This is a genomic window from Pseudomonas sp. B8(2017) (assembly GCF_002113575.1).
Taxonomy (GTDB): domain Bacteria; phylum Pseudomonadota; class Gammaproteobacteria; order Pseudomonadales; family Pseudomonadaceae; genus Aquipseudomonas; species Aquipseudomonas putida_Z.
On sequence record NZ_NEIO01000011.1, the window covers coordinates 17,607 to 40,584 of the forward strand.

Sequence of the window (22,978 nt, forward strand, 5' to 3'; positions counted from 1 at the left end):
TGCCCGCGAAGAGGCCGGTACAGGAAACAGGGTTGGCACACTCCCTGCTTTATCCCAGTTACAACAAAGCCCACTGATCAACGGCGATCAACCCGGGCCCCCTACCGTGATGAATACAGGCAAAGGCGCCTGGAGCTTCGGCTCCAGGCGCTTTTTTTTTGATCGAGGATCGGCTTATGAAGGCAACAGCGAGCAGCGGGCAACGAGAGCGACTGGTCATCGTCGGCAACGGCATGGTCGGCCACCATTGCGTCGAACAACTGGTCAGCCGCGGCGCCCTGCAGCGCTTCGAAGTGCATGTGTTCGGCGAAGAGCGCCAACGCGCCTACGACCGCGTGCACCTGTCCGAGTACTTCGGCGGCAGCTGTGCCGAAACCCTGGCCCTGTGCGAGCAGGACTTCTACGGTACCAACGGTGTGCACCTGCACCTCGGGGAAGCGGTGCTGGAAATCGACCGTGAGCGCGGCGAAGTGGTCACCGCGGAGGGCCGCTATGGCTACGACCAGCTGGTGCTGGCCACAGGTTCCTACCCCTTCGTGCCGCCGATCGAAGGTTCCAGCGGCAATGCCCGCCTGGTCTACCGCACCCTTGACGACCTCGACGGCATCCGCGCTGCCGCAGCCAGTGCCCGCCGTGGCGTGGTAGTGGGTGGTGGCCTGCTTGGCCTGGAAGCAGCCAACGCCCTCAAGTCGCTGGGCCTGGAAGCCCACGTGGTGGAATTCGCCCCGCGGCTGATGCCGGTGCAGCTGGACGGCGAGGGCGGTGCCGCGCTCAAGGCACAGATCGAAGCGCTGGGCGTTGGCGTGCATCTGTCGCGCGCCACCCAGTCGATCAGTGCGGGTGAAGACTACCGCTACCGCATGAACTTCGATGGCGGCGAGCACCTGGAAACCGACCTGATCGTGTTCTCTGCGGGTATCCGCCCGCAGGATGCCCTGGGCCGTGCCTGTGGCCTGGACATCGCCGCGCGTGGCGGCGTGGTGATCGACAACCATTGCCGCAGCAGCGACCCACGCATCTTTGCCATCGGCGAGTGCGCCTCGTGGAACGGCAGCGTGTTCGGCCTGGTCGCCCCGGGCTACAGCATGGCGCGCAACCTGGCGGCATTGCTGATGGGTGAAGCCGCTGGCGAATTCACCGGTGCCGACATGTCGACCAAGCTCAAGTTGCTGGGCGTGGATGTCGGTTCCATCGGCGATGCCCATGGCGCCACCCCGGGCGCACGCAGCTACCGCTTCATCGACGAAGCCAACAGCGCCTACCGCCGGCTGGTGGTGGATGCCAGCGGCAAGCACGTGCTCGGTGCGGTGCTGGTCGGCGACAACAGCTACTACGACACCCTGCTGCAGTACGCCCAGAACGGCATCGCCCTGCCAGCCGACCCCGCGGCACTGATCCTGCCGCAAGGCGGCGGCGCACCGGCCCTGGGTGCTGATGCGCTGCCCGACAGCGCGACCATCTGCTCGTGCCACAACGTCAGCAAGGGCGCGGTCTGCGCCGCCATCGACAGCGGCTGCGGCGACCTTGCCGCAGTCAAGGGCTGCACCAAGGCCGCCACCGGTTGTGGTGGTTGCGCGGCACTGCTCAAGCAGGTGTTCGAGCACGAGCTGACCGCCCGTGGCGTGGCGGTGGACAAGAGCCTGTGCGAGCACTTCGCCTACACTCGTCAGGAGCTGTACGGGCTGGTGCGGGTAGAGGGTATCCGCACCTTCAACGAACTGCTCGAACGCCACGGCAAGGGCCACGTTGGCTGCGACATCTGCAAGCCGGCGGTGGGCAGTATCCTCGCCTCGTGCTGGAACCAGCCGATCATGGACCCGGCGCTGGTGCCGCTGCAGGACACCAACGACACCTTCATGGCCAACATGCAGAAGAACGGCACCTACTCGGTGGTGCCGCGCATCCCCGGTGGTGAAATTACCCCCGACAAGCTCATCGTGATCGGCCAGGTGGCGAAAAAGTACGACCTGTACACCAAGATCACCGGCGGCCAGCGCATCGACCTGTTCGGCGCCCAGTTGCACGAGCTGCCGCTGATCTGGGGCGAGCTGATCGAGGCCGGCTTCGAAACCGGCCATGCCTACGGCAAGTCGACCCGCACGGTGAAATCGTGCGTCGGCAGCACCTGGTGCCGTTACGGCGTGCAGGACAGCGTCGGCATGGCCCTGCGCCTGGAAGACCGCTACAAAGGCCTGCGCAGCCCGCACAAGCTCAAGTTCGCGGTGTCCGGCTGCACTCGCGAATGCGCCGAGGCACAGAGCAAGGACATCGGCGTGATCGCCACCGACAAGGGCTGGAACCTGTACGTGTGCGGCAATGGCGGCATGCGCCCGCGGCATGCCGAACTGTTTGCCACCGACCTCGACGACGAAACCCTGGTGCGCCTGATCGACCGCGTGCTGATGTTCTACATCCGCACCGCCGACAAACTGCAGCGCACCTCGGTGTGGCGCGAGAACCTGGAAGGTGGGCTGGACTACCTGAAGCAGGTGATCATCGACGACAGCCTGGGCCTGGCCAGCGAGCTGGAGGCGCAGATGCAGCATGTGGTCGACCAGTATGAATGCGAATGGGCCAACGCCCTCAACGACCCCGAGAAGCTGAAGCGCTTCCGTACTTTCGTCAACGACCGCCGCGCCGACCCGGACGTGCACTTCGTGCGCGAACGCGAACAGCGCCGGCCTGCTGCGCCACTGCACCTGATCCCAACCGTCGAGGAGGCTGTCTGATGAACCTGTCCAATGCTGCTGTGAAAACCCACGAGAACTGGCAGGCGGTGTGCCAGGCGGATGACCTGGTGGCCGATTCCGGGGTGGTGGTCTGGCTCGACGGGGCCCAGGTGGCGCTGTTCTACCTGCCGGGGCAGGCGCAGCCGCTGTACGCGGTGGACAACCGCGACCCGCGGTCCGGCGCCAACATCATCGGCCGCGGGCTGGTGGGCAGTGTGCAGGGCGAGCTGGTGGTGGCGGCGCCGTTGTACAAGCAGCACTTCAGCCTGCAAAGTGGCGAGTGCCTGGAAGATGCCGGGCAGCGGTTGCGGGTGTGGCCGGTGCGGTTGAGTGGAAGTGCTGTGGAGTTGGCGGTGGCCTGATAAATCGCTGGGGGCGCTTTGCGCCCCTTTCGCGACACAAGGCCGCTCCTACAGGAAATTGCGTCCCCCTGTAGGAGCGGCCTTGGGTCGCGAAAGGGCTGCAAAGCAGCCCCAGGATCTTGAGTCAGATAACCAACCCCAGCGGCTTACGCCCTGCAAACACATCCACCAGGCTGGCCACCACCATCTCGCCCATGCGCGTGCGGGTCTGCACCGTGGCGCTGGCCCGGTGCGGTTGCAGCACCACATCCTCTCGCTCGAACAAGGCCTCGGGCGCCCGTGGTTCATCGGCAAACACATCCAGCGCTGCGCCCGCGATCTCGCCGGCCTCCAGCGCCGCGATCAACGCTGGCTCATCCACCAGCTTGCCGCGCGCGATGTTGATCAGGTACCCCTGCGACCCCAATGCCCGCAGAACCTCGCGGTTGACCAGCGCTTCGCCTTTGTCGGCTGCGGCTGCCAAGATCAGCGCATCGCTGCCCTGGGCCAACTGTACGAGATCCGCTTCGAAACCATAGGGCACATCCAGCGCCTGCAGGTCGGTATAGCGAATCGGGCAACCGAACGCCGCCGCTCGCTGCGCCACGGCGCGGCCGACCCGGCCCATGCCGACGATGCCCACCCGCATGCCTGTCACCTGGCGGGCCAGTGGCAGCGGTGCCAGCGGTGTGGCGCTGGTGGCCCAGTGGCCTGCGCGTACGAAACGGTCGCCGGTGCAGATGCCACGGCACAAGCCGATCAGCAGACCGATGGCGAGGTCGGCGACGTCCTCGGTGAGGGCGCCGATGGTGGCGGTGACCCGGATGCCGCGATCACGGGCATAGGCCAGGTCCACTGCGTCGGTGCCGACGCCATTGACCGCGACCACTTCAAGGTTGGGCAGGCGCGCCATCAGCGCCTGGCTGATGCCGGTGTGGCCACCGGTGATCACACCGCGAATATTGCCGGCATGCTGGTTGACGAAGGCGTCCTTGTCGGTCTGTTCGTAGTAGCGGTGCACAGTGAACAGTTGGTCCAGGCGCTCGCGGATTTGCGGGATGAGGATCGGGCTCAGTTGCAGGACTTCGGGTTTCATCGGTCACTCCATCAGGAACAAAGGTCAGCCACGGCCTACGAACGGCATGTTGCTGGCCATCACGGTCATGTTCAGTACGTTGGCGTCCAGCGGCAGCGCGGCGATGTAGCGCACCGCGTCGGCCACATGGCGCACGTCGAGCATCGGTTCGGCGGCGGTCTCGCCATTGGCCTGGCGCACTCCACGGGTCATGCGCTCGGACAGCTCGGTCAGGGCGTTGCCGATGTCCACCTGGCTGCAGACGATGTTGTACGACCGACCATCCAGCGCCAGTGCCTTGGTCAGGCCCAGCACCGCGTGCTTGCTGGCGGTGTAGGGGGCGGTGAACGGGCGCGGGGTGTGCGCCGAGATCGAGCCGTTGTTGATGATTCGCCCGCCCTGCGGCTGCTGGCGGCGCATCAGGCCGAAGGCGGCGCGGGCGCACAGAAACACGCCGTCGACGTTGGTGGCGATGACGTTGCGCCAGTACTCCAGCGGCAGCTCGTCGACCGGTACGGCGGGGGCGTTGACCCCGGCATTGTTGAAGATCACATCGAGGCGGCCATGCACCTCCTCGATGGTAGCGAACAGTTGCGCAACGCTCTGCTCGTCGCGCACGTCGGTTGGCACGGCCAGGGCTTCACCGCCCGCTGCCTGAGCCTGTTCGACCACTGCTTGCAGCGGTTCTGCGCGGCGCCCGGCGAGGACCAGGCTGAAGCCATCCTCCAGCAGGGCGAGGGCGACGGCGCGGCCGATGCCGCTGCCAGCGCCGGTGACCAGGGCGATTTTCTTGTTTTGGCTCATGTGGGGCTCCGGTAGATTCAGGCAGCGCTGGCGGCTTGTCCGGCAGGGCGGGGGCCGACGCGCAGTTGCAGTTCGCCGATGCCATCAATGCCGGCGTGGATCGTGTCGCCCGGGTTGAGCGGCGCCACCCCGGGCGGGCTGCCGGTCATGATCAGGTCGCCGGGGCGCAGCGGCAGTTGGCGGGACAGCCTGCTGATCACCTCGGACAGGGCCCAGGTCTGCTGGCGCAGGTGCGCACGCTGGCGCTCCTGGCCATTGACCTGCAACCACAGCGACGCGTCCAGCGGCCAGGCACATTCGCTGGCGGGAACGATGGCGGTCATCGGTGCCGAGGCCTCGAACACCTTGGCGCCTTCCCAGGGCAGGCCCTCGGCCTTGGCTTTGCGCTGGTGGTCGCGGCGGGTCAGGTCGAGGCCGGCGGCAAAGCCGAACACATGTGCCAGGGCATGCTCCGTGGCAATGTTGGCACCGCCCTTGGCGATGGCGGCTACCAGTTCGATTTCGTGGCAGAACTCATCGGTCTGCGGCGGAAAGGGCAGCTCGCCCTGCGCCTGGACCACGTTGCTCGCCGGTTTCATGAAGAACACAGGCTCCTGCGGTGCCGCTCCGTAGGATTCCGGCCAAGGGTAGTTGCGGCCCAGGCAGAACACCCGGCCGACCGGGAAGCGCGCAGCGCTGCCGCGGATCGGCAGGCTGACGGTGGCCGGTGGGTTGAACAGGTAGGTCATGGGTGGATCCTCCGTACTGGAGTGGTCAGCGTAAGTCAGCGGCTGGCCGGTAAAGTTGGACGAAAACGGGGATGGCTTGGACTATCCAAGCAACCTGTAGCGGCTTCTTTGCGGGCAAGGACAGACAACGCTCAAGCTGCGGACTTCAGCTCGATGCGATACAGCTTCCCGAGCAGCAGCGAGTAAGAGAGGGTGCCCATCAACGCCACGGCGCCGATGAACCAGAACGCCATGGCAAACGAGCCGCTGGCATGCACGATCGCGCCAATCACGATCGGCGTGACGATGCCGCCAATGTTCGCCGCCAGGCTGGTGACCCCGCCGGTCAGGCCGATCAGCTCCTTGGGCGCTACTTCCGACACCGCCGCCCACGACGCCGAGGCGATGCCCTGGGCGAAGAACGCCAGGGTGAGGATGGCAATGCACAGCACATTGGAGTCGGTGAAGTTCACCAGCACGATCGACATGCCCAGCATCGAACCCACCACCAGAGGCAGTTTGCGGGCGAACGACAGCGAGTAGCCCTTGCGGATCAGCAGATCGGAGACGATCCCCGCGAGGAGGATGCCGACCGTGGCACCAATGAACGGCATGACGGCGAAGATGCCGACCTTGATCAGCGTCAACTGGCGCTCCTCGATCAGGTAGGTGGGGAACCAGGTGAGGAAGAAATACAGCGCCGAGGTGCTGGCGAACTTGCCAAGGCAGATGGCCCAGACCTGGCGATAGCGGAACAGCTCAGCCACCTGGCGCCAGGCAAAACGGGTGCGCGCCCGGCTGCTTTTCACCAGCCCGCCGCCGCCTTCGATGTAGGCCAGCTCTTCCTTGCTGACCTTCTTGCAGTTCAGCGGGTCGCGGTACAGCCATAGCCACACCGCGCCGAACAGGATGCCGACCAGGCCGGTGCTGTAGAACACATGGCGCCAGTCATAGGTGGTTGCCAGCCACAACAGCGCGCCGGTGAACAGCGCGGTGCCCAGGTACTGGCCACACACGTAGATGCTGCTGGCCAAGCCGCGTTCACGGGCGGGGAACCACACCGTGACCGCACGGCTGTTGGCCGGAAATGCCGGGGCCTCCATGGCACCGACTGCCAGGCGCAGGCCGAACAGCGAGGCAAAGCCGCTGGCCAGGCCCTGGGCCACGGTGACCGCAGACCAGCTGATCAGCGATACGCCGTAGGTCAGGCGCGAACCGAAACGGTCGGCGATGAAACCGGCAGGCACCAAGGCCAGGGCGTAGGTCCAGGCGAAGGCGGAGAAGATCAGCCCCATCTCGACCTTGTCCAGCCCCAGGTCCTTGGCCATGAACGGCGCTGCGATGGAAATGTTCACCCGGTCGACATAATTGATGATGGTCGCCACCAGCAGCAGCGACAGCATGAACCAGCGGCGGCGGGTGGGCAGGCGCTGGGCAGGGGCCGCGTCCAGCGCGTATGACGACGCGGTGCGGGGGGTAGGCGTGCTCGACATGAGTCGACCTCGTTTGTTGTTGTTGGTAGAGGTTGGGCTGCAGTCCCTTTTCTAAGGTGGTCGTACAACAGCGTGAATGCAACGGCCGTTTTAGACCGTTTTTTTCACAGGAGACGGGGTATGGCAGCGCTGTCCAAGAAAATCAGCGGGCTGGGTTTTGCTCGGTTTTCATGCTGAAGGTCGCGTTTTTTGAGGGCTGCACGGATTTCCGGTTGCGCTGCTTTTTGCAGAAGGGGTTAAATCACCAAATCTAGACATCGTACAACTAGGCCGTGCCTGCCACTGCTTCTTCGCGGGCAAGCCCGCTCCCACAGGTACAGCGCAGGCTTCAAGTTTTTTGGAGACCCTTGGGAGCGGGCTCGCTCGCGAAGAGGCCACAACAGGCGGCGCCACACTCACTGAATGGAGCAAGCCGAATGCCCCCCAAGCGCGAGGTCCCGACCTACGTCATGCAGCAGCGCAGCGAGCTGATGGATTTCTATATCCGCGACCAGCGCGGCCGTCCCGCCGAGACCGCGCCGCACCGTCACGAGTACTTCCAGATCCAGGTCAACTTCGGCGGCGATACGGTGCAGCACATCGGCAGCGTGCAGCGCCCGTTCACGCGCAACACCCTGGCCTTCATCCTGCCGCATCGGGTGCACGTGATACCGCACCCGGACGACAGCGACTTCGTGGTGATCAACTTCTCCCAGACCTTCCTCTTGCCACACCTGGCCTGCGACCCGATGGACCTGGAAGAGGTGTCGATCCTGCAGGCGCCGGAACTGTCACCGTTCCGTTTCCAGGAGCACCTCGACTTCAGCCTCGATGAGGCTGACTTCGCCGAGGTGCGGCAGATCCTCGAACGCATGCGCACGCTGGATGCCAACCGCCGGTTCGGTAGCCGTGAAATGCTCAAGGGCCTGCTGCTGCAACTGATCGGCCAGGTCTGCGGCCTGTACGCCGAGCCGCTGCGCGAACTGGCCGATAGCAATGCCGCCCAGCTCAGCCGCCGCGCCGCGCTGGGCCGCATGAGCGAGTACCTGCGTCGGCACATCGATGACCCTGACCTGAACCTGCAGAAAGTCGCCGCCGCTACTTACCTGTCACCGACCTACCTGACCCATTGGTTGCGCAAGGAAATCGGCAAGACTTTCAGCGAGCTGGTGCTGGAGCGGCGTATGCATACTGCGCGCAACTACCTGCTCAATGGCAGCCGCCCGGTGGGTGAGGTGGCGCGGCTTTGTGGCTTCGCCGATGAAGCCTACTTTTCCCGGCGCTTTCGGCAGATTCATGGCTTGCCGCCGGGGCAGTTCCGCCGCCAGCAACGCGACCCGGATACGCCGCAGGTGGCGATGCGGTAAGCTTGGCGACATGAATCTCGACACCCGCATCAAGTACCGCCACCTGCTGTGCTTCCTGGAGATTGCCCGGCAGGGCAGCCTGGCCAGGGCTGCCGACATCCTGGCAATCAGCCAGCCAGCCATCTCCAAGACCCTCAAGGAGCTCGAGGACCTGCTGGAAACGCGCCTGTTCGCGCGCAGCCGCCAGGGCGTCGAGCTGACCCCGGCCGGCACGCGTTTCATGCGCTATGCCGGGCCCAGCGTGCAGGCCCTGCGCGATGGCGTCAGCAGCCTGCGTGGCGAAGCGCGGGCGCCGTCGCAAGTGCGCATCGGTGTGTTGTCCACGGTCGAAGGCCTGCTCATGCCCGAAGTGCTGTGCCGCCTGCACCAGCGCCATGAGGCGCTGGTGATCAGTGTGGTCACCGGGGTCAGCGCGCAGCTGCTCGGCCAGTTGCGCCTGGGCGAACTGGAACTTGTGGTCGGGCGCATGACCGACAGCCCGCAGATCCAGGGCCTGTCGTTCGAGCACCTGTACAGCGAGTCGATGAGCCTGGTGGTGCGGCCCGGCCACCCGCTGCTGGCCGGCACGCCGGTGGAGCGGGCGCAGGTGGGCCGTTACCCGTTGGTATTGCCGCCCGCAGGCACCACCATCCGCCAGCATGCCGACAGCCTGTTCGTGCAATGCGGCATCCAGATGCCCGCCCAGCGCCTGGAAACCCTGTCGCTGGCGCTGAGCCGGCGCTACCTGCTGGGCAGCGATGCCGTGTGGGTGGCGCCGCGCGACGCGGTGTTGCTCGACCTGCGCCGGGGCGAGCTGGTCGAGCTCGACCTGGGTGTGCGCGAGCCAGGCGGCTCGGTCGGCATCTGTCGCAATGCCGCCTTGCCGCAGAGCCTGCCTGGGCAGTGGGTATGCGAGGTGTTGCGTGAGGTGGCAGGGCAGTACCGAGAGGGCAGCTACCCCTGAACGCAGGTTTGGCCCTTTCGCCGGCAAGCCAGCTCCCACAGGGATAGCACCTGCTTCGGGGCCTGTGGTCAACCTGTGGGAGCTGGCTTGCCGGCGATAGGGCCAGTGCAGGCTTCTCAGCATTCAGCTAAATAAATTCCCCGCAAAACCGGGCAAAGGCGCCGCAACCGATCAATACTGGCCAGTGGCTGCACATCCTTGGATGAATAAGCGTTTAACTACTGAACTTCCTTACCAAAACCGGCTCCTATGCCGGTAGCCATTGGTCATGGCCGCCTGCTAAGCTCGCGGCTTTACCCTGATTGCCCTTTTGGCGCATGAACAAGGAAATAGCATGAAACAGCATCGTTTGGCGGCTGCGGTTGCCCTGGTAGGCCTGGTACTGGCTGGCTGTGATCAACAGACCAGCAGCCCCGAGCTGAAGACTCCGGCACAGAAAGCCTCCTACGGTATCGGCCTGAACATGGGCAAGAGCCTGGCTCAGGAAGGCATGGAAGACCTTGATTCGAAAGCAGTCGCCCTCGGCATCGAAGACGCCGTTGGCAAGAAGGAACAGCGCATCAAGGACGAAGAGCTGGTAGAGGCCTTCACCGCGCTGCAGAAGCGTGCCGAAGAGCGCCTGGCCAAGGCTAGCGAAGAAGCCGCCTCCGCCGGCAAGAAGTTCCTCGAGGAAAACGCCAAGAAGCCAGGCGTGGTCACCACTGCCTCGGGCCTGCAGTACGAAGTGGTCAAGAAGGCCGACGGCCCGCAGCCCAAGGCGACCGACGTGGTCACCGTCCACTACGAAGGCAAGCTGATCGATGGCAAGGTGTTCGACAGCTCCGTCGAGCGCGGCAGCCCGATCGACCTGCCGGTCAGCGGCGTGATCCCGGGTTGGGTCGAAGGCCTGCAGCTGATGCACGTCGGCGAGAAGTACAAGCTGTTCATCCCGGCTGAACTGGCCTACGGTGCGCAGAGCCCAAGCCCGCTGATCCCGGCCAACTCGGTACTGGTATTCGACCTGGAACTGATCGCCATCAAGGATCCGGCCCAGCTGCAAGGCGCCGAGCCGGAAGCGGAAGCTCCTGCCGAGGCCCCGGCCGAAGCGCCTGCCAAGTAACACTGGCTGGCCCACGCAAAACGCCCCGTCCTGACGGGGCGTTTTCGTTTGTGCCGGGTAGTTGGACGAACCTGCAACTGCTGATACTGTCCGAGGAAATGCAGCGTGAAGAAGCAGAATGCTTCTGACGCAAACCGTTTGCGGCGTACGCACCCAAGGTGTGAAACGACTGTGTAAAAAACGCCCGATCTGACCGGGGCCCTTGCCTGGCAGGCACCTGGGGTCGGAAACGTCGCCCTGTTCACAAGGTTATCCACAATAAATGTGGATAACCTTTTCCTCTTGGAGGCTCCATGAGCGCACCCTGGAATTTCGCCCGTTTCCTGCCCTTGGCCGAGCGCCTGCTCAGCCGTGGCCGGTTGCCGGCCTTGCTGTTTGCGGTAGCCCGCAAAGGCCCGCGCATCGGCCAGTTGCGTGAAGACGTGAAGCTGCTGCAGTCGCTGTGCCTGGCCTGGTGGCGCGGCGAGTATCGCGCCATCAGCCCCAAGGCGCTGGTCACCATCGTCGCCGGGCTGCTGTATTTCGTCAGCCCCATCGACGCCATCCCCGACTGGCTGCTGGGCGTGGGTTTCCTCGACGACATCGCGGTACTGGGTTGGGTGCTGAAGACCGTGGCTGACGAACTGGCGCGCTTCAAGGCCTGGCGTGACAACCAGGCGCCCGAACGGCTGCGCGTGGTCGAGCGCCTGCCGGCCACCCCCGAAGCGCTGCGGTTGGAACGCAACACGCAGTGAAACTGGCCGCAACCGCAGCGCAACTGCACAGACCCCAGAGTTGGTAATATAATTGGCATAAGGGTTATGCCTACGGATTACATGCTGTAATCCTTTTTAAAGGGGTTTGTAATGGGTATTCAGGTCATCAGCCGGGACGGTCAACCCGAGTACGCCGTCGTTCCCTGGGAACAGTACCAGGCACTGCTCAAGGCCGCAGGGCAGGCACCCGCCGAGGTGGTTGCCAGTGAAGCACAGGGCGATGCAGCCAGTGCGCCATTGCCGGCCTTCAGCGAAGTGGCACAGATTCGCCAGGCCAAGGGCATTGCCCCTGAGCAACTGGCGCGCAATGTCGGGGTAAGCCCGGCTTACCTGGCCATGATCGAATCGGGCGAACGCCAGCCGGATGCTGCCATCCGCCGAGCCCTGGCCTGGCATCTGGGGGTGGCTGGCTGGAGCGAGCCATCATGAGCCAGGTCAGGATCAGCCGTCAGCACTGGGATAACCTGCTGGGCGAGCTTGACCTGGCCCGTCGTCAACGTCACTTGCTGACGTATCGAGCGCTGATCGAGCGCTTGCAGTTGCCCAGCCCGGCCATGCAGACGCTGACAGCCGCGCTTGAGTACCTGGCGGTGCTGGATGCCCGCGCCGAGCAGCCATTGCGCAGCTCGCTGGTGATCAGCCAGGGTGCCAGCCGTTTGCCGCGTACCGGCTTCTTTGAATGCGTTGAACGGTTGGGCCGATTTTCCGGGCCGGTCGACGGCATGGAAGCGGCCTCATGGCATGCCTCCGAGGTGGTCAGGGTGTTCGAGTACAGCTACCCCGAAACGGCCTGAAGCGTTACCTGTTCCGGCCTCTTCGCGGGCACGCCCGCTCCCACAGGTACAGCACAAGGCTCAAGATCCGTGATGAACCTGTGGGAGCGGGCATGCCCGCGAAGAGGCCATAACAGGCAGCGCATCCCTGTGGATCAATCCACAAGCCCTGCCATCGGCATCTACCACCTCCAATACCTCCAGGTGCCGGTGCCGGCCAAACAGCTCCAGCAACTGCCCAATCGTCGCATTGAGCCGCACCGTCGGCTGTTCGGCCTGCGGAACGCTCATCAGCGCCGGTAGCGGCCTGCTTTCGCGCGCTCCCAGCTCCTGCGGCCGCCCCAGCAGGTAGCCCTGCACCAGGTCCACGCCCATCTCCACCAGCACCGCCAGCTCTTCCGCCAGCTCGATGCCTTCGGCAATCACCTGCGCCTTCGACGCCCGAGCAATCTGCAAAATCGAACCTACGAACTCACGCTTGAGCGGGTCGCGGTGGATGCCGTCGATGAAATGTCGGTCGATCTTCACGTATTCGGGGCGCAGCTCCGACCACAGGCGCAGGCTCGAATAACCCGCCCCCAGATCGTCGATGGCAATCGAGAAGCCCATGTCCCGGTAGTGGTGCAGGGCATTGGACAGCAGCTGAAAGTCGTCGGTCGGGGTGTGTTCGGTCAATTCGATCACCACCCGGCTGGGCGGCAGGCCGACCTGTTCGAGCAGTTTCAGGGTCTGCCCGGAGGGGTAGTGCGGCTCCAGCAGCGATTCCGGCGAGATGTTGAGAAACAGCTTGCCCTGCAGCTGCTGTTCGCTGAAACGCCGGCAGGCGCTTTCCCGGCAGGCAGCCTCCAGCTCGGTCAGGCGGCCGGCCTGGCGGGCGATGGTAAACAGGTTCAGCGGTGCGTGCAGCGGGCTGTTGGAGGGCCCTCGGCTCAATGCTTCATGGCCGAAAACCCGTTGCTCGCTCAGGCACATGATCGGCTGGAACAGACTGTGGATGCTGCGTTGAGCCAGGATGGCACTCAAGGCACTGAGCTGTTCGGCGACGGTCATGACGTATTCCTGAAAATGAAAGGGCCGGGCGTTTCCACGCCCGGCCCCTCTATTTCACGACAGCGCGATGACTGTTTGATGACAAGCGAAACTAATTTGCCATCATTGCCGCAGTGCCTTACTTCTTGGCCACCTTGGTGCTCGCACTCAGGTAGTCGATCAGGATGCGACCGGTTTCCGACAGGTAGGCATCGTCTTCCGGCTTGGTGTTTTCATCCTCGGTCGGCAGCGCGTCCTCGTCCTCTTTCTTCAGCTCCTTCAGCGGCTCTTCACCCTTGGCCTTGCGGCGGATGTTCTCTAGCGCCAGCTGCTTGGCCTCGATTTCGTCGTGGCGTGCACGGCGGTCCTGCTCGTTGAGGCTGACGGTCTTCTCGTTCATCAGCTTCTGGGTCAGGGCCAGGCGGTCGCGGATGTAGGTGAACTCCGCGTCCTTGTCGCTGCGCGCTTCATGCTGCGCCTTGAGCTGGGCCAGGAACGGCTTGAACGGGTCGGCCGCCGGCTTGACCACCGGGCGAATGGTGTCCCATGGCATGGCCTCGGGCAGGGCGCTTTCGCCGATTTCCTTGGTGTCGATGATCGACGGGTAGTCGATGTCCGGCAGCACGCCCTGGTGCTGGGTGCTCTGCCCGGAAACACGGTAGAACTTGGCCAGGGTTAGCTTCAGCTCGCCATGGTTGAGTGGCTGGATGGTCTGCACGGTGCCTTTGCCGAAGGTCTGGCCGCCGATGATCAGCGCACGGTGGTAGTCCTGCATGGCACCGGCGAAGATCTCCGAAGCCGAGGCCGACAGGCGGTTGACCAGCAGTGCCAGTGGGCCCTTGTAGAAGGCACCGGGGTTTTCGTCTTCCAGCACGTCGACACGGCCGTCGCTGTTGCGCACCAGCACGGTCGGGCCTTTCTCGATGAACAGGCTGGTCAGCTCGGTGGCTTCCTGCAGCGAGCCGCCGCCGTTGTTGCGCAGGTCGATGACCACGCCGTCGACTTTTTCTTTCTGCAGTTCGGTGAGCAGCTTCTTCACGTCCCGCGTGGTGCTCTTGTACTCCGGGTCACCGGCGCGGTAGGCCTTGAAGTCGAGGTAGAAGGCCGGGATCTCGATGATGCCCAGCTTGTAGTCGCGCCCGTCCTGCTTGAGCTTGAGCACCGACTTCTTCGCTGCCTGCTCTTCGAGCTTCACCGCCTCGCGGGTGATCGACACGATCTTGCTGGTCTGGTCGCTAGGCGCGTTGCTGGCCGGGATGATCTCCAGGCGCACCACCGAGCCTTTCGGGCCGCGGATCAGCTTGACCACTTCGTCCAGGCGCCAGCCGACCACGTCGACCATTTCCTTGTTGCCCTGGGCCACGCCGATGATCTTGTCGGCCGGTGCCACCTGCTTGGTCTTGGCCGCCGGGCCAGCCGGCACCAGGCGCACGATCTTGACCTGGTCGTTGTCGCTTTGCAGCACTGCGCCGATGCCTTCCAGCGACAGGCTCATGTTGATGTCGAAGTTTTCCGCGTTGTCCGGCGACAGGTAGTTGGTGTGCGGGTCGTAGGACTGGGCGAAGGTGTTGATGTAGGCCTGGAAGATGTCCTCGGCACGGGTCTGGTCCAGGCGCGACAGTTGGTTCTTGTAGCGCTTGGTCAGGGTTTCCTGGATTTGCTTGGGTTCCTTGCCGGCGATCTTCTGGCGCAGCACTTCGTCCTTGACGCGTTTGCGCCACAAGTCGTCGAGCTCGGCCTGGTCCTTCATCCACGGGGCGTCCTTGCGGTCGATCAGCAAGGTTTCCTTGGCGTTGAAGTCGATCTTGTCCACGCCCTTGTTCAGCTCGGCCAGGGCGAAGTCCAGGCGTTGCTTGACGCGGTCCAGGTAGCGTTTGTAGATGGTGAAGCCCGGGTCCAGGTTACCGCTCTTGAGGAAATCGTCGAATTGCGTTTTCCATTTGTCGAATTCGGCGATGTCGGCGGCGGTGAAGTAGCTGCGCGCCGGGTCCAGCAGCTTGATGTAGCTGTCATAGATGATGGCCGAACGGGCGTCGTCCAGTGGCGGCTTGCTGTAGTGGTGGCGCTTGAGCAATTCCACCACGTTGAGGCTGGCGACGATCTCGTCGCGGTCCGGCTGCAGGCTGTCCCACTTGTTGGCGGCCGCCGCATTGCCGCCGAGCGTGAGGCTGCCCAGGCCGATCATCAGGGCCAGGGCGGTGCTTGGGAGGAAATGCTTCATGCTGATTCGACGTGGAGGCAATTGATCACGCATAGTAGGCCGTCTTTTCCGTTCGCCGGTTCCATGGGAGCCGGGCGCATACTGCAAAAAGCCTGGGACATGCTCACCCAGGCTCGGTCATATGATTCAACTATGGAGGCACTGTGAAGGCATTGCAAGGCGTTGACGGACATGTGGCTTGGGTCGAGGCGCAGCGCCCGACCTGTGACGCTGGCCAGGTACGTATTCGCGTAGCCGCAGCGGGGCTGAACCGCGCCGATCTGCTGCAGATGAAAGGTTTGTATCCACCACCGCCAGGCGCCAGCCCATACATGGGCCTGGAGTGCGCCGGGGTGATCGAGGAAGTGGGTGCCGGTGCCGACTGGCGGGTGGGTGACCGGGTGTGCGCGCTGCTGGCCAGCGGCGCCATGGCCGAGGAAGTGGTGGTGGATGCCCGCCACGTGCTGCCGGTGCCCGAAGGCCTGAGCCTGCACGAGGCGGCGGCGTTGCCGGAGGTGTATGCCACTGCCTGGCTGAACATCTTCCAGCTGGGTGGCGTGAAAGCCGGCGAGAAAGTGCTGGTGCACGCTGGCGCCAGCGGCGTTGGCTCGGCCGCCATCCAGCTGTGCAAGGCATTCGGCAGCCCGGTGTGGGTCAGCGTCGGTTCGCAGGACCGCCTGGCCTACTGCGAGGCGCTGGGCGCCGCCGGCGGTGTGGTACGCAACGAGAACCTGGATGCGCTGGAAGGTTTCGGCCCGTTCGATGTGATTCTCGACCCGGTGGGCGCCAGCTATGGCGAGCTCAACCTCAAGCTGCTGGCGCGTGACGGGCGCTGGGTGATCATCGGCCTGATGGGCGGGCGCAAGTTCGAGCTGGACCTGGCACAGGTACTGGGCAAGCGCCTGGAGATTACCGGCTCCACGCTGCGCAACCGCGACGACGGCTTCAAGGCCGAGTTGCTGCGCGATTTGCAGCAGCAGGTTTGGCCGCTGTTTGCCGAAGGGCGCCTGTCGCCGCAGCTGGTGGATACCTACCCGGTGGAGTTTGCCCAGGCGGCGTATGCCGAGCTGGAGACCAACCAGGTGTCGGGCAAGCTGGTGATGGTGATCGACCCTAGTCTGGTGTAAGCAGGCCTGGCCCTTTCGCGGGCACGCCCGCTCCCACAGGGACCGCACAACATTCAAGTTTGTGGTGATTCCTGTGGGAGCGGGCGTGCCCGCGAAGAGGCCCACACAAATCTTCAGCTCCAGCTCAGAACCGGCCAGCCATTGATCTCGGCATGCTCCCGCAACACCGCATCCGGGTTCACCACATGCGGATGATCCACCCTCAGCAACAACGGCAAATCGTTCCGCGAGTCGGAATAGAAACTCGCCCCCTCCAGGTTCTCCTGCTCCTGGTCCAGCCACTCCAGCAACCGCATGATCTTCCCTTCGCGATAGGTCAGCACCCCGTGGGTCTTGCCGGTATAAACCCCGTTCACCGCCTCCAGTTCGATCGCCAGATACTCGTCCACCCCCAGCCGCGCCGCAATCGGCCCGACCAGGTGCGTACCCGAAGCCGAAATGATCAGGATGCGATCCCCGCGCTTGCGGTGCTCGGCAATGCAGCGGCAGGCGTCGCCGTAGATGATCGGCTCGATCACCTCTTCGACCCACGGCGCCACCAGGTGCTCGACCTCTTCCAGGGTGCGCCCGGCAATCGGCTCCAGGCTGAAGGCCATGTACTCCTCCATCCGCAGGTGGCCCCTGCCATAGGCCTCCATCAACTCATGGTCGCGGCGCAGGAATTCCTTGCCGTCGACCCAGCCCAGCCGGGCCATCTGCTCGCTCCACAGCGACGCGCAGTCGCCGTGGATCAGGGTTTCGTCCAGATCGAAAATTGCCAGTGCCATGGTGTTGATTCTCCTTAGGCCACTTCTCGTAGCGCCGTGGGGTCGATCGACAAGCTTACCCGTTGCCCGTCCGCGTGCAGGTCGGACGGTGAGCGGTTGAGCACGTCGACCACCAGTTCCACCTCGCGCACCCGCACCCGGTAGCGGATCACGTTGCCCAGCAGGCTGTGGCTGTGCACTTCGGCGTCCAGTTCGCCATTGATGCCCAATGTGATCGACTCGGGGCGGATCGCCAGGCGGCTGGCCACCGGGCGCTGCAGCAGGCGGCTGGCGCTGTCGGCGTCGAGCAGGTTGTAGTTGCCGATGAAGCCGGCGGCAAACAGGTCCACCGGCGCAGTGTAGAGGGTTTCGGCATCGCCGCTCTGGACGATGCGGCCCTGGTTCATCAGGAAGATGCGGTCGGACATGGTCAGCGCCTCTTCTTGGTCGTGGGTGACGAAGATGGTGGTCAGCCCCAGCTCGCGCTGGATGGCGCGGATCTGCTCGCGCAGGTGCTTGCGGATGCGCGCATCCAGCGCCGACAGCGGCTCGTCGAGCAGCAGCAGGCGCGGGCGGGTGACCAGTGAGCGGGCCAGGGCCACGCGCTGGCATTGGCCGCCGGACAACTGGTGCGGGTAGCGCCCGGCGAAGTTGCCCAGTTCCACCAGCTCCAGCGCCTCGCGTACCCGGGCTTGGCTTTCTTCTGCCTTGACCTTCTGCATGCGCAGGCCGAAGGCGACGTTCTGCTCCACGGTCATGTTGGGGAACAGCGCATAGCTCTGGAACACCATGCCGATACCGCGCTTTTGCGGGCTCAGCGGCACGATGTCATGGCCGTCGAGCAGGATCTGCCCGCTGTCCACCGGGGTGAGCCCGGCGATGCAGCGCAGCAGCGTGGACTTGCCGCAACCGGACGGGCCAAGCAGGGTAACGAACTCGCCGCGCTCGATACGGCAGTCGATGTTCTCGAACACCGGGCTGCCGGCGTAGCTTTTTTGCAGTTTCTGTACGCTGACGAAGCTCATGTCAGGTCTTGTCCTTGTTCAGGCGGTTGGCGACCCAGGTCAGTACCAGCACGAAGGCGAAGTACGAGATCACCAGCGCGCTGTTGAAGTGGCCGCTGCTGTTGCGCATGTTGTTCAGGTAAACCTGCAGGGTCTCGTAGCGGGTGCCGACCAGCAGGTTGGCGAACACGAACTCGCCAAACAGGAACGAGAACGACAGCAGCAGTGCCACCATCAGGCCCTTGCGCAGGTTCGGCAGCACCACCAGCAGCGCCGCCTGCCAGGTGCTGGCGCCCAGCAGCTGGGCGGCGTCCATCAGGTCGCGCAGGTTGATCGCCTGCAGGTTGTTGGTGATGGCCCGGTACATGAACGGCAGGGCAATGGTGAAGTAGCAGCCGATCAGGATCCACGGCGTGCCGACCATGGCCATGGGCCCGCTGCCATACAGCTGCAGCAGCCCCACCGACGACACTACCGGCGGCACCGCGAACGGCAGCAGGATGAGGATGTTCATCAGCGCGTCGAGCCTGGGGAAGTGGTAGTGCACCACGAACAGCAGCGGCAGGATCAGCACCACCGACAGCAGCAGCGCGCCCACGCACACCAGCAGCGACTGGCCGAAGGCAGCCAGGAAGCGCGGCTCGCTCCACAGCGCGATGTACCACTTGAAGGTCAGGCCGCTGGGCAGCAGGCTGGCCGACCAGCTGGTGGCCAGCGAGTAGAGCAGGGTGCCGGCCAGCGGCAGCAGCAGGATGAGGAACAGCAGGTAGACCACGGCGCGGTGGTACCAGCCGCCGGAGCGGGCGTCAGCGCGCATGGTAGCTCCTTTTCAGCAGCCATTGATGCACCACAGTGACCAGCGTCATCAGCCCCACCAGGACCATCGCCAGGGCGCTGGCCAGGTTGGGATCGAGGCTGATGTCACCGGCCACCAGGCCGGCGATGCGGATCGGCAGTACGTTGAAGTTGCCGGTGGTCAGCGCGTACACGGTGGCATAGGCACCGAGGGCGTTGGCCAACAGGATGACGAAGGTGCCCAGCAGTGCCGGGGTCAGCACCGGCAGGCCGATGTGCCGCCAGAATTGCCAGTGGTTGGCGCCCAGCAGCGCGGCCGACTCGCGCCAGTCTTCACGCAGGGCGTCGAACGCGGGGTACAGCAGCAACACGCCAAGCGGGATCTGGAAGTAGGTGTACACCAGGATCAGCCCGCTCTTGGAATAGATGCTGAAGTCCTCCAGCAGGCCGACCTGCTTCAGCAGCAGGGTCAGCGCGCCGTTGAAACCGAGCAGGATGATGAAGGCGAAGGCCAGCGGCACCCCGGCGAAGTTGCTGGTCATGTTGGCGAAGGCGCTGACGAAGTCGCGCAGCTTCGAGTCCACCTGGCGCAGCGAATAGGCGCCGAGGGTGGCGATGACGATGCCGAACAGGCTCGACCAGAAGCTGATCTCCAGGCTGCGTTGCAGGGCCTGCAGGTAGAACTTCGAGGCGAATACCTTGCTGAAGTTGTCCACGCCCCAACCTGCTTCCGATTGCAGGCTGTTGATCGCCACCCAGGCCAGCGGGGCGATCTGGAAGATGACGAAGAACACGGCGAACGGTAGCAGGCAGAGCAGGGCCAGGTAGCGGCCACGGGCGCTGCTGCTCTTGGGTGTGGTCACTTCAGCAACTCCCGACAGACACTCTTGTCATGCGGTGCGCCGAGCAGCTCGCAGATGGTCCCGCACAGCTCGGTCTGCAGCGGTTTGGCCGCAGGGTCGAGGCTGAAGGCATCGCCGAAGACGAACAGTGGCACTTCGCGCTCCTCGGTCAGCAGGCCATTGTGCGAGCGGTCGTTGTTCATGCCGTGGTCGGCGGTGACCATTACCTGGTAGCCCTCTTCGAGCCAGCCCGGCAGGTAGTCGGCCAGCAGAATGTCGGCGCTGCGCGCGGCGTTGCGGTACTGGCTGCTGTCCAGGCCGTGATGGTGGCCGACATCGTCGATGCTCATCGGGTGCACCAGCAGGAAGTTGGGGGCGTGGCGGCGGCGCAGGTATTCGGCATCGGCCAGCAGGTGCGAATCGGGGTAACGGTCGTCCCAGTAGAACAGCCCGTGCTGGATCGGCAGTTTCGGTGCGTGGGTATGGCGGTCGCGCTGCGGGTCGAAGGGCGAGCGGTTGTACAGCTCGCTCATCCAGTGATAGGCCGCCGCCGCAGTGCCCAGGTTGGCCTCGCGGGCGTAGTGGAACACGCTGCGCTGGTTGGACAGGCGGTTGACGTTGTTGTGCACGATGCCGCTGTCGATCGGCGGCACACCGGTGAGGATGCACTCGTACAGCGGCCGCGACAGCGACGGCAGTTCGCATTCCACGCGGTACAGCGCGGCACGGTCGGCCTCGACGTAGGCGTGCAGGTGGCCCATGGCGTGGTGGGCGACCTGGTAGTTGAGGCCGTCGAGCAGGACCAGGATGACGTTGTGTTGCATGGTGGCTCCAGTCATAAACCGCGTTGCCTTCATCGCCGGCAAGCCAGCTCCCACAGGTCTACCACAGGATTCAGACCCAGTGGGGTACCTGTGGGAGCTGGCTTGCCGGCGATGAGGCCTGTTCAGGCGCTACAGAAGATAGCCCCTTACTCCATCTCGATGATCACCTGCTCCTGCCACATCTGCGGCAGTTTCTTCGAGCTCGCTTCCCAGGCCTCGGCATTCTTGATCGGCTGCGCGGCCTTGTACTGTTCGTTGGGCAGCAGCTTGGCCTGCACATCGTCCGGCAGCTTCAGGTGCTCGGCACGGATCGGCCGCGCATGCCCCTTGGCCAGGTTGATCTGCCCGGCGTCGCTGAAGATGTATTCACGCGTCAGCTTGGCCGCATTCGGGTGCTTGGCGTACTTGTTGATGACGGTGGTATAGCCGGAGATCACCGAGCCATCCGACGGGATCAGCACTTCGAAACGCTTGGGGTCGATCTGTTCACGGTAGCTCAGGCCGTTGAAGTCCCACACCACGCCCACTTCCACTTCGCCCTTCTCCAGGGTCTGGATGGTCGGGTTGGCCAGCGACAGGCGCTTCTGCTGGGCCAGCTTGGTGAACAGCTGCAGGCCCGGTGCCAGGTTGGTCTCGTCACCCTTGTAGGCGATCGCAGCAGCCAGCACGCCGTTGGCGGCCTGGGCAGCGGTGCCGACATCACCGATGGCGACCTTGTACTTGCCTTTTTCCAGGTCATGCCAGGAGGTTGGCCGCTCGCCTTCCTTGACCAGGTCCTTGTTGATGATGAAGGCGATGGTGCCGGTATAGGCCAGCGCCCAGTGGCCGTCCTTGTCCTTGGCCCACGTCGGCACCTGGTCCCAGGTGCTCGGCTTGTACGGCTGGCTCACGCCCTTGCTCACGGCGATCGGGCCGAAGGCGGCACCCACGTCGCCGATGTCGGCGCTGGCGTTGTCCTTCTCGGCTTCGAACTTGGCGATTTCCTGGGCCGAGCTCATGTCGGTGTCGCTGTGCTTGAGGCCGTACTTGCTGGCCAGATCTTCCCAGGTGCCTTTCCAGTTGGCCCAGGCATCGGGCATGCCCACGCTGTTGACGTTGCCTTCCTTGCGGGCGGCGTCTTCCAGGGCCTTGAGGTCGGTATCGGCGGCCATGGCCGTGGTACACAGGGCGATGGCCGAACCGAGCAGTGACGCCATGAACAACTTTTTCATCCGAAGCTCCTTGGGTGGGTGCCTTTAGCGATGGTTGTTATGAGTGAAGCCGTTGTCTGGTGACCGTTGGTCTAGGTCAGCAAACCTTGAGCCAAGGTAGGCTGCTTGCGTGACAGTTTGATGTAGGGAAGGGCCGGTGAAGGCCCTGAAGCTACAGCGTAGACCACGCAGCCGCCCCGGTTCTGCTGGGTTGGCGCGTTTCTGGCAGTGTCTGGCCAAAGCCTTTGTCACAGGATGTTCATCAGCCCTGCCTAGGCTTGCACTATTCTCCAAGTGCCCTGTTCTGGGGCTGGACTAGTCCAGATAGGTAACCTTTGATGCAGTCGATGCCACCGCGTGCGGTAACAGCCATCTGTCACGCTCTGCAGGAGCAGATCGAGCACGGCCTGCTGGCGCCGGGCGGCAAGCTGCCGGCCGAGCGCAAGCTCAGCGAGGTGTTCGATACCACGCGCATTACCCTGCGTGAGGCGCTGGTGCAGCTGGAAGCCCAGGGGCTGATCTACCGCGAAGAGCGTCGCGGCTGGTTCGTCGCGCCCGAACGGCTGACCTACGACCTGATCGAGCGCAGCCACTTCCATGCCATGGTCCGCGACCAGGGGCGGGCGCCCAGTACCGAACTGTTGTCGGCGCGGCTGCAGCCGGCCTCGGCGGCCATCTGTGCGCGCTTGCAGCTGCCGGCGTTGTCCAGTGTGGTGCGTATCTGCCGGTTACGGCGGATCGATGGGCGGGCAGTGCTGTATGCCGAGCACTACCTCAACCCCCGGTACTTCCCGGAGATTCTCGAACAGGACCTGGCCCAGTCGCTGACCGAGATTTATGGGCGGGTGTATGGCATCCAGTATGGGCAGGTGTGCTTCGAGATCTTGCCGACGGCGTTGCCGGTGGAGGCGGCCAGTGCCTTGAAGGTGTCGGCGGGAAGCCCAGGGTTGCATATCACCCGGGTCAACAGTGACCAGCATGGGCACCTGATCGACTGCGACCTGGAGTATTGGCGGCATGATGCCATCCGCATCCGCGCCCAGGCGGGTTGACCATGGTTTTTTGGGGCTGCTTTGCAGCCCATCGCCGGCAAGCCAGCTCCCACCCCGAAAGCATCGGCCTCGAGCCATGCGCTATCCCTGTGGGAGCTGGCTTG

22 protein-coding genes are annotated in these 22,978 nt (G+C 64.3%); 10 read left to right on the forward strand and 12 right to left on the reverse strand.

The window, feature by feature from the left end; translation table 11 throughout:
* Positions 1–176 precede the first annotated feature (176 nt).
* On the forward strand, positions 177–2,729 hold the full coding sequence (gene nirB / locus CAG22_RS16615; RefSeq protein ID WP_025338051.1) for a nitrite reductase large subunit NirB: 2,553 nt from the start codon (positions 177–179) through the stop codon (positions 2,727–2,729).
* A complete protein-coding gene (gene nirD / locus CAG22_RS16620; RefSeq protein WP_085589906.1) occupies positions 2,729–3,091 on the forward strand; it encodes a nitrite reductase small subunit NirD in 363 nt (120 codons plus the stop codon). The genes nirB and nirD overlap by 1 nt, the downstream gene beginning before the upstream one ends.
* A gap of 124 nt (positions 3,092–3,215) precedes the next feature.
* On the opposite strand, the gene CAG22_RS16625 is transcribed toward nirD, so the two are convergent.
* From CAG22_RS16625 to CAG22_RS16640, 4 genes are all read right to left on the reverse strand, one after another.
* The gene (locus tag CAG22_RS16625; protein ID WP_085589908.1) at positions 3,216–4,166 is read right to left on the reverse strand and encodes a 2-hydroxyacid dehydrogenase; all 951 of its coding nucleotides are present in this window, start codon (positions 4,164–4,166) and stop codon (positions 3,216–3,218) included.
* Positions 4,167–4,190: 24 nt separating this feature from the next.
* A complete protein-coding gene (locus CAG22_RS16630) occupies positions 4,191–4,949 on the reverse strand; it encodes an SDR family oxidoreductase (RefSeq protein ID WP_085589910.1) in 759 nt (252 codons plus the stop codon).
* Positions 4,950–4,966: 17 nt separating this feature from the next.
* The gene (locus CAG22_RS16635) at positions 4,967–5,677 is read right to left on the reverse strand and encodes a fumarylacetoacetate hydrolase family protein (protein ID WP_085589912.1); all 711 of its coding nucleotides are present in this window, start codon (positions 5,675–5,677) and stop codon (positions 4,967–4,969) included.
* A 131-nt stretch (positions 5,678–5,808) separates the two neighbouring features.
* The gene (locus CAG22_RS16640; RefSeq protein WP_085589914.1) at positions 5,809–7,149 is read right to left on the reverse strand and encodes an MFS transporter; all 1,341 of its coding nucleotides are present in this window, start codon (positions 7,147–7,149) and stop codon (positions 5,809–5,811) included.
* A gap of 416 nt (positions 7,150–7,565) precedes the next feature.
* Between CAG22_RS16640 and CAG22_RS16645 the strand changes: the two genes are divergently transcribed.
* From CAG22_RS16645 to CAG22_RS16670, 6 genes are all read left to right on the forward strand, one after another.
* Positions 7,566–8,495: an AraC family transcriptional regulator gene (locus tag CAG22_RS16645; protein WP_085589916.1), complete on the forward strand. Its 930-nt coding sequence runs from the start codon at positions 7,566–7,568 to the stop codon at positions 8,493–8,495.
* Between the two features lie 10 nt (positions 8,496–8,505).
* On the forward strand, positions 8,506–9,438 hold the full coding sequence (gene pcaQ, locus CAG22_RS16650) for a pca operon transcription factor PcaQ (RefSeq protein WP_085692390.1): 933 nt from the start codon (positions 8,506–8,508) through the stop codon (positions 9,436–9,438).
* Between the two features lie 334 nt (positions 9,439–9,772).
* Positions 9,773–10,537 carry an FKBP-type peptidyl-prolyl cis-trans isomerase gene (locus tag CAG22_RS16655; RefSeq protein WP_003257347.1) on the forward strand — a complete coding sequence of 255 codons (765 nt, stop codon included), beginning with the start codon at positions 9,773–9,775 and terminating at the stop codon, positions 10,535–10,537.
* A 293-nt stretch (positions 10,538–10,830) separates the two neighbouring features.
* Positions 10,831–11,271, forward strand: coding sequence for a YkvA family protein (locus CAG22_RS16660; RefSeq protein ID WP_085705819.1), 441 nt, complete (start codon positions 10,831–10,833; stop codon positions 11,269–11,271).
* Between the two features lie 111 nt (positions 11,272–11,382).
* Positions 11,383–11,721 carry a helix-turn-helix transcriptional regulator gene (locus tag CAG22_RS16665; RefSeq protein WP_039614580.1) on the forward strand — a complete coding sequence of 113 codons (339 nt, stop codon included), beginning with the start codon at positions 11,383–11,385 and terminating at the stop codon, positions 11,719–11,721.
* Entirely contained in the window at positions 11,718–12,086 is a 369-nt protein-coding gene (locus tag CAG22_RS16670) for a hypothetical protein (protein ID WP_013971408.1), read from the forward strand. Before CAG22_RS16665 ends, CAG22_RS16670 begins: the two co-directional genes overlap by 4 nt.
* 60 nt (positions 12,087–12,146) lie before the next feature.
* Here the strand turns inward: CAG22_RS16670 and CAG22_RS16675 are convergent, their stop codons facing one another.
* Positions 12,147–13,115 carry an EAL domain-containing protein gene (locus CAG22_RS16675; RefSeq protein ID WP_085589918.1) on the reverse strand — a complete coding sequence of 323 codons (969 nt, stop codon included), beginning with the start codon at positions 13,113–13,115 and terminating at the stop codon, positions 12,147–12,149.
* A gap of 118 nt (positions 13,116–13,233) precedes the next feature.
* Positions 13,234–15,315, reverse strand: a complete 2,082-nt coding sequence (locus CAG22_RS16680; protein ID WP_025338057.1) for a carboxy terminal-processing peptidase — start codon at positions 15,313–15,315, stop codon at positions 13,234–13,236.
* Positions 15,316–15,458: 143 nt separating this feature from the next.
* On the opposite strand from CAG22_RS16680, the gene CAG22_RS16685 reads away from it, so the two are divergent.
* Entirely contained in the window at positions 15,459–16,421 is a 963-nt protein-coding gene (locus CAG22_RS16685; RefSeq protein WP_085589951.1) for an NAD(P)H-quinone oxidoreductase, read from the forward strand.
* A 113-nt stretch (positions 16,422–16,534) separates the two neighbouring features.
* Here the strand turns inward: CAG22_RS16685 and CAG22_RS16690 are convergent, their stop codons facing one another.
* From CAG22_RS16690 to CAG22_RS16715, 6 genes are all read right to left on the reverse strand, one after another.
* Entirely contained in the window at positions 16,535–17,188 is a 654-nt protein-coding gene (locus CAG22_RS16690; RefSeq protein WP_085705820.1) for an HAD family phosphatase, read from the reverse strand.
* Positions 17,189–17,202: 14 nt separating this feature from the next.
* The gene (locus tag CAG22_RS16695) at positions 17,203–18,192 is read right to left on the reverse strand and encodes an ABC transporter ATP-binding protein (RefSeq protein WP_085705821.1); all 990 of its coding nucleotides are present in this window, start codon (positions 18,190–18,192) and stop codon (positions 17,203–17,205) included.
* Position 18,193: 1 nt separating this feature from the next.
* Positions 18,194–18,988: an ABC transporter permease gene (locus tag CAG22_RS16700; RefSeq protein WP_013971414.1), complete on the reverse strand. Its 795-nt coding sequence runs from the start codon at positions 18,986–18,988 to the stop codon at positions 18,194–18,196.
* A complete protein-coding gene (locus CAG22_RS16705; RefSeq protein WP_046616725.1) occupies positions 18,978–19,829 on the reverse strand; it encodes an ABC transporter permease subunit in 852 nt (283 codons plus the stop codon). The genes CAG22_RS16700 and CAG22_RS16705 overlap by 11 nt, the downstream gene beginning before the upstream one ends.
* Positions 19,826–20,632 carry an alkaline phosphatase family protein gene (locus CAG22_RS16710; protein WP_085705822.1) on the reverse strand — a complete coding sequence of 269 codons (807 nt, stop codon included), beginning with the start codon at positions 20,630–20,632 and terminating at the stop codon, positions 19,826–19,828. The genes CAG22_RS16705 and CAG22_RS16710 overlap by 4 nt, the downstream gene beginning before the upstream one ends.
* Before the next feature lie 146 nt (positions 20,633–20,778).
* Positions 20,779–21,843 (reverse strand): ABC transporter substrate-binding protein, encoded by a 1,065-nt coding sequence (locus CAG22_RS16715; protein WP_085692396.1) that lies wholly within the window; start codon positions 21,841–21,843, stop codon positions 20,779–20,781.
* 317 nt (positions 21,844–22,160) lie between these two features.
* On the opposite strand from CAG22_RS16715, the gene phnR reads away from it, so the two are divergent.
* A complete protein-coding gene (gene phnR, locus CAG22_RS16720; RefSeq protein WP_085692397.1) occupies positions 22,161–22,874 on the forward strand; it encodes a phosphonate utilization transcriptional regulator PhnR in 714 nt (237 codons plus the stop codon).
* Positions 22,875–22,978 lie beyond the last annotated feature (104 nt).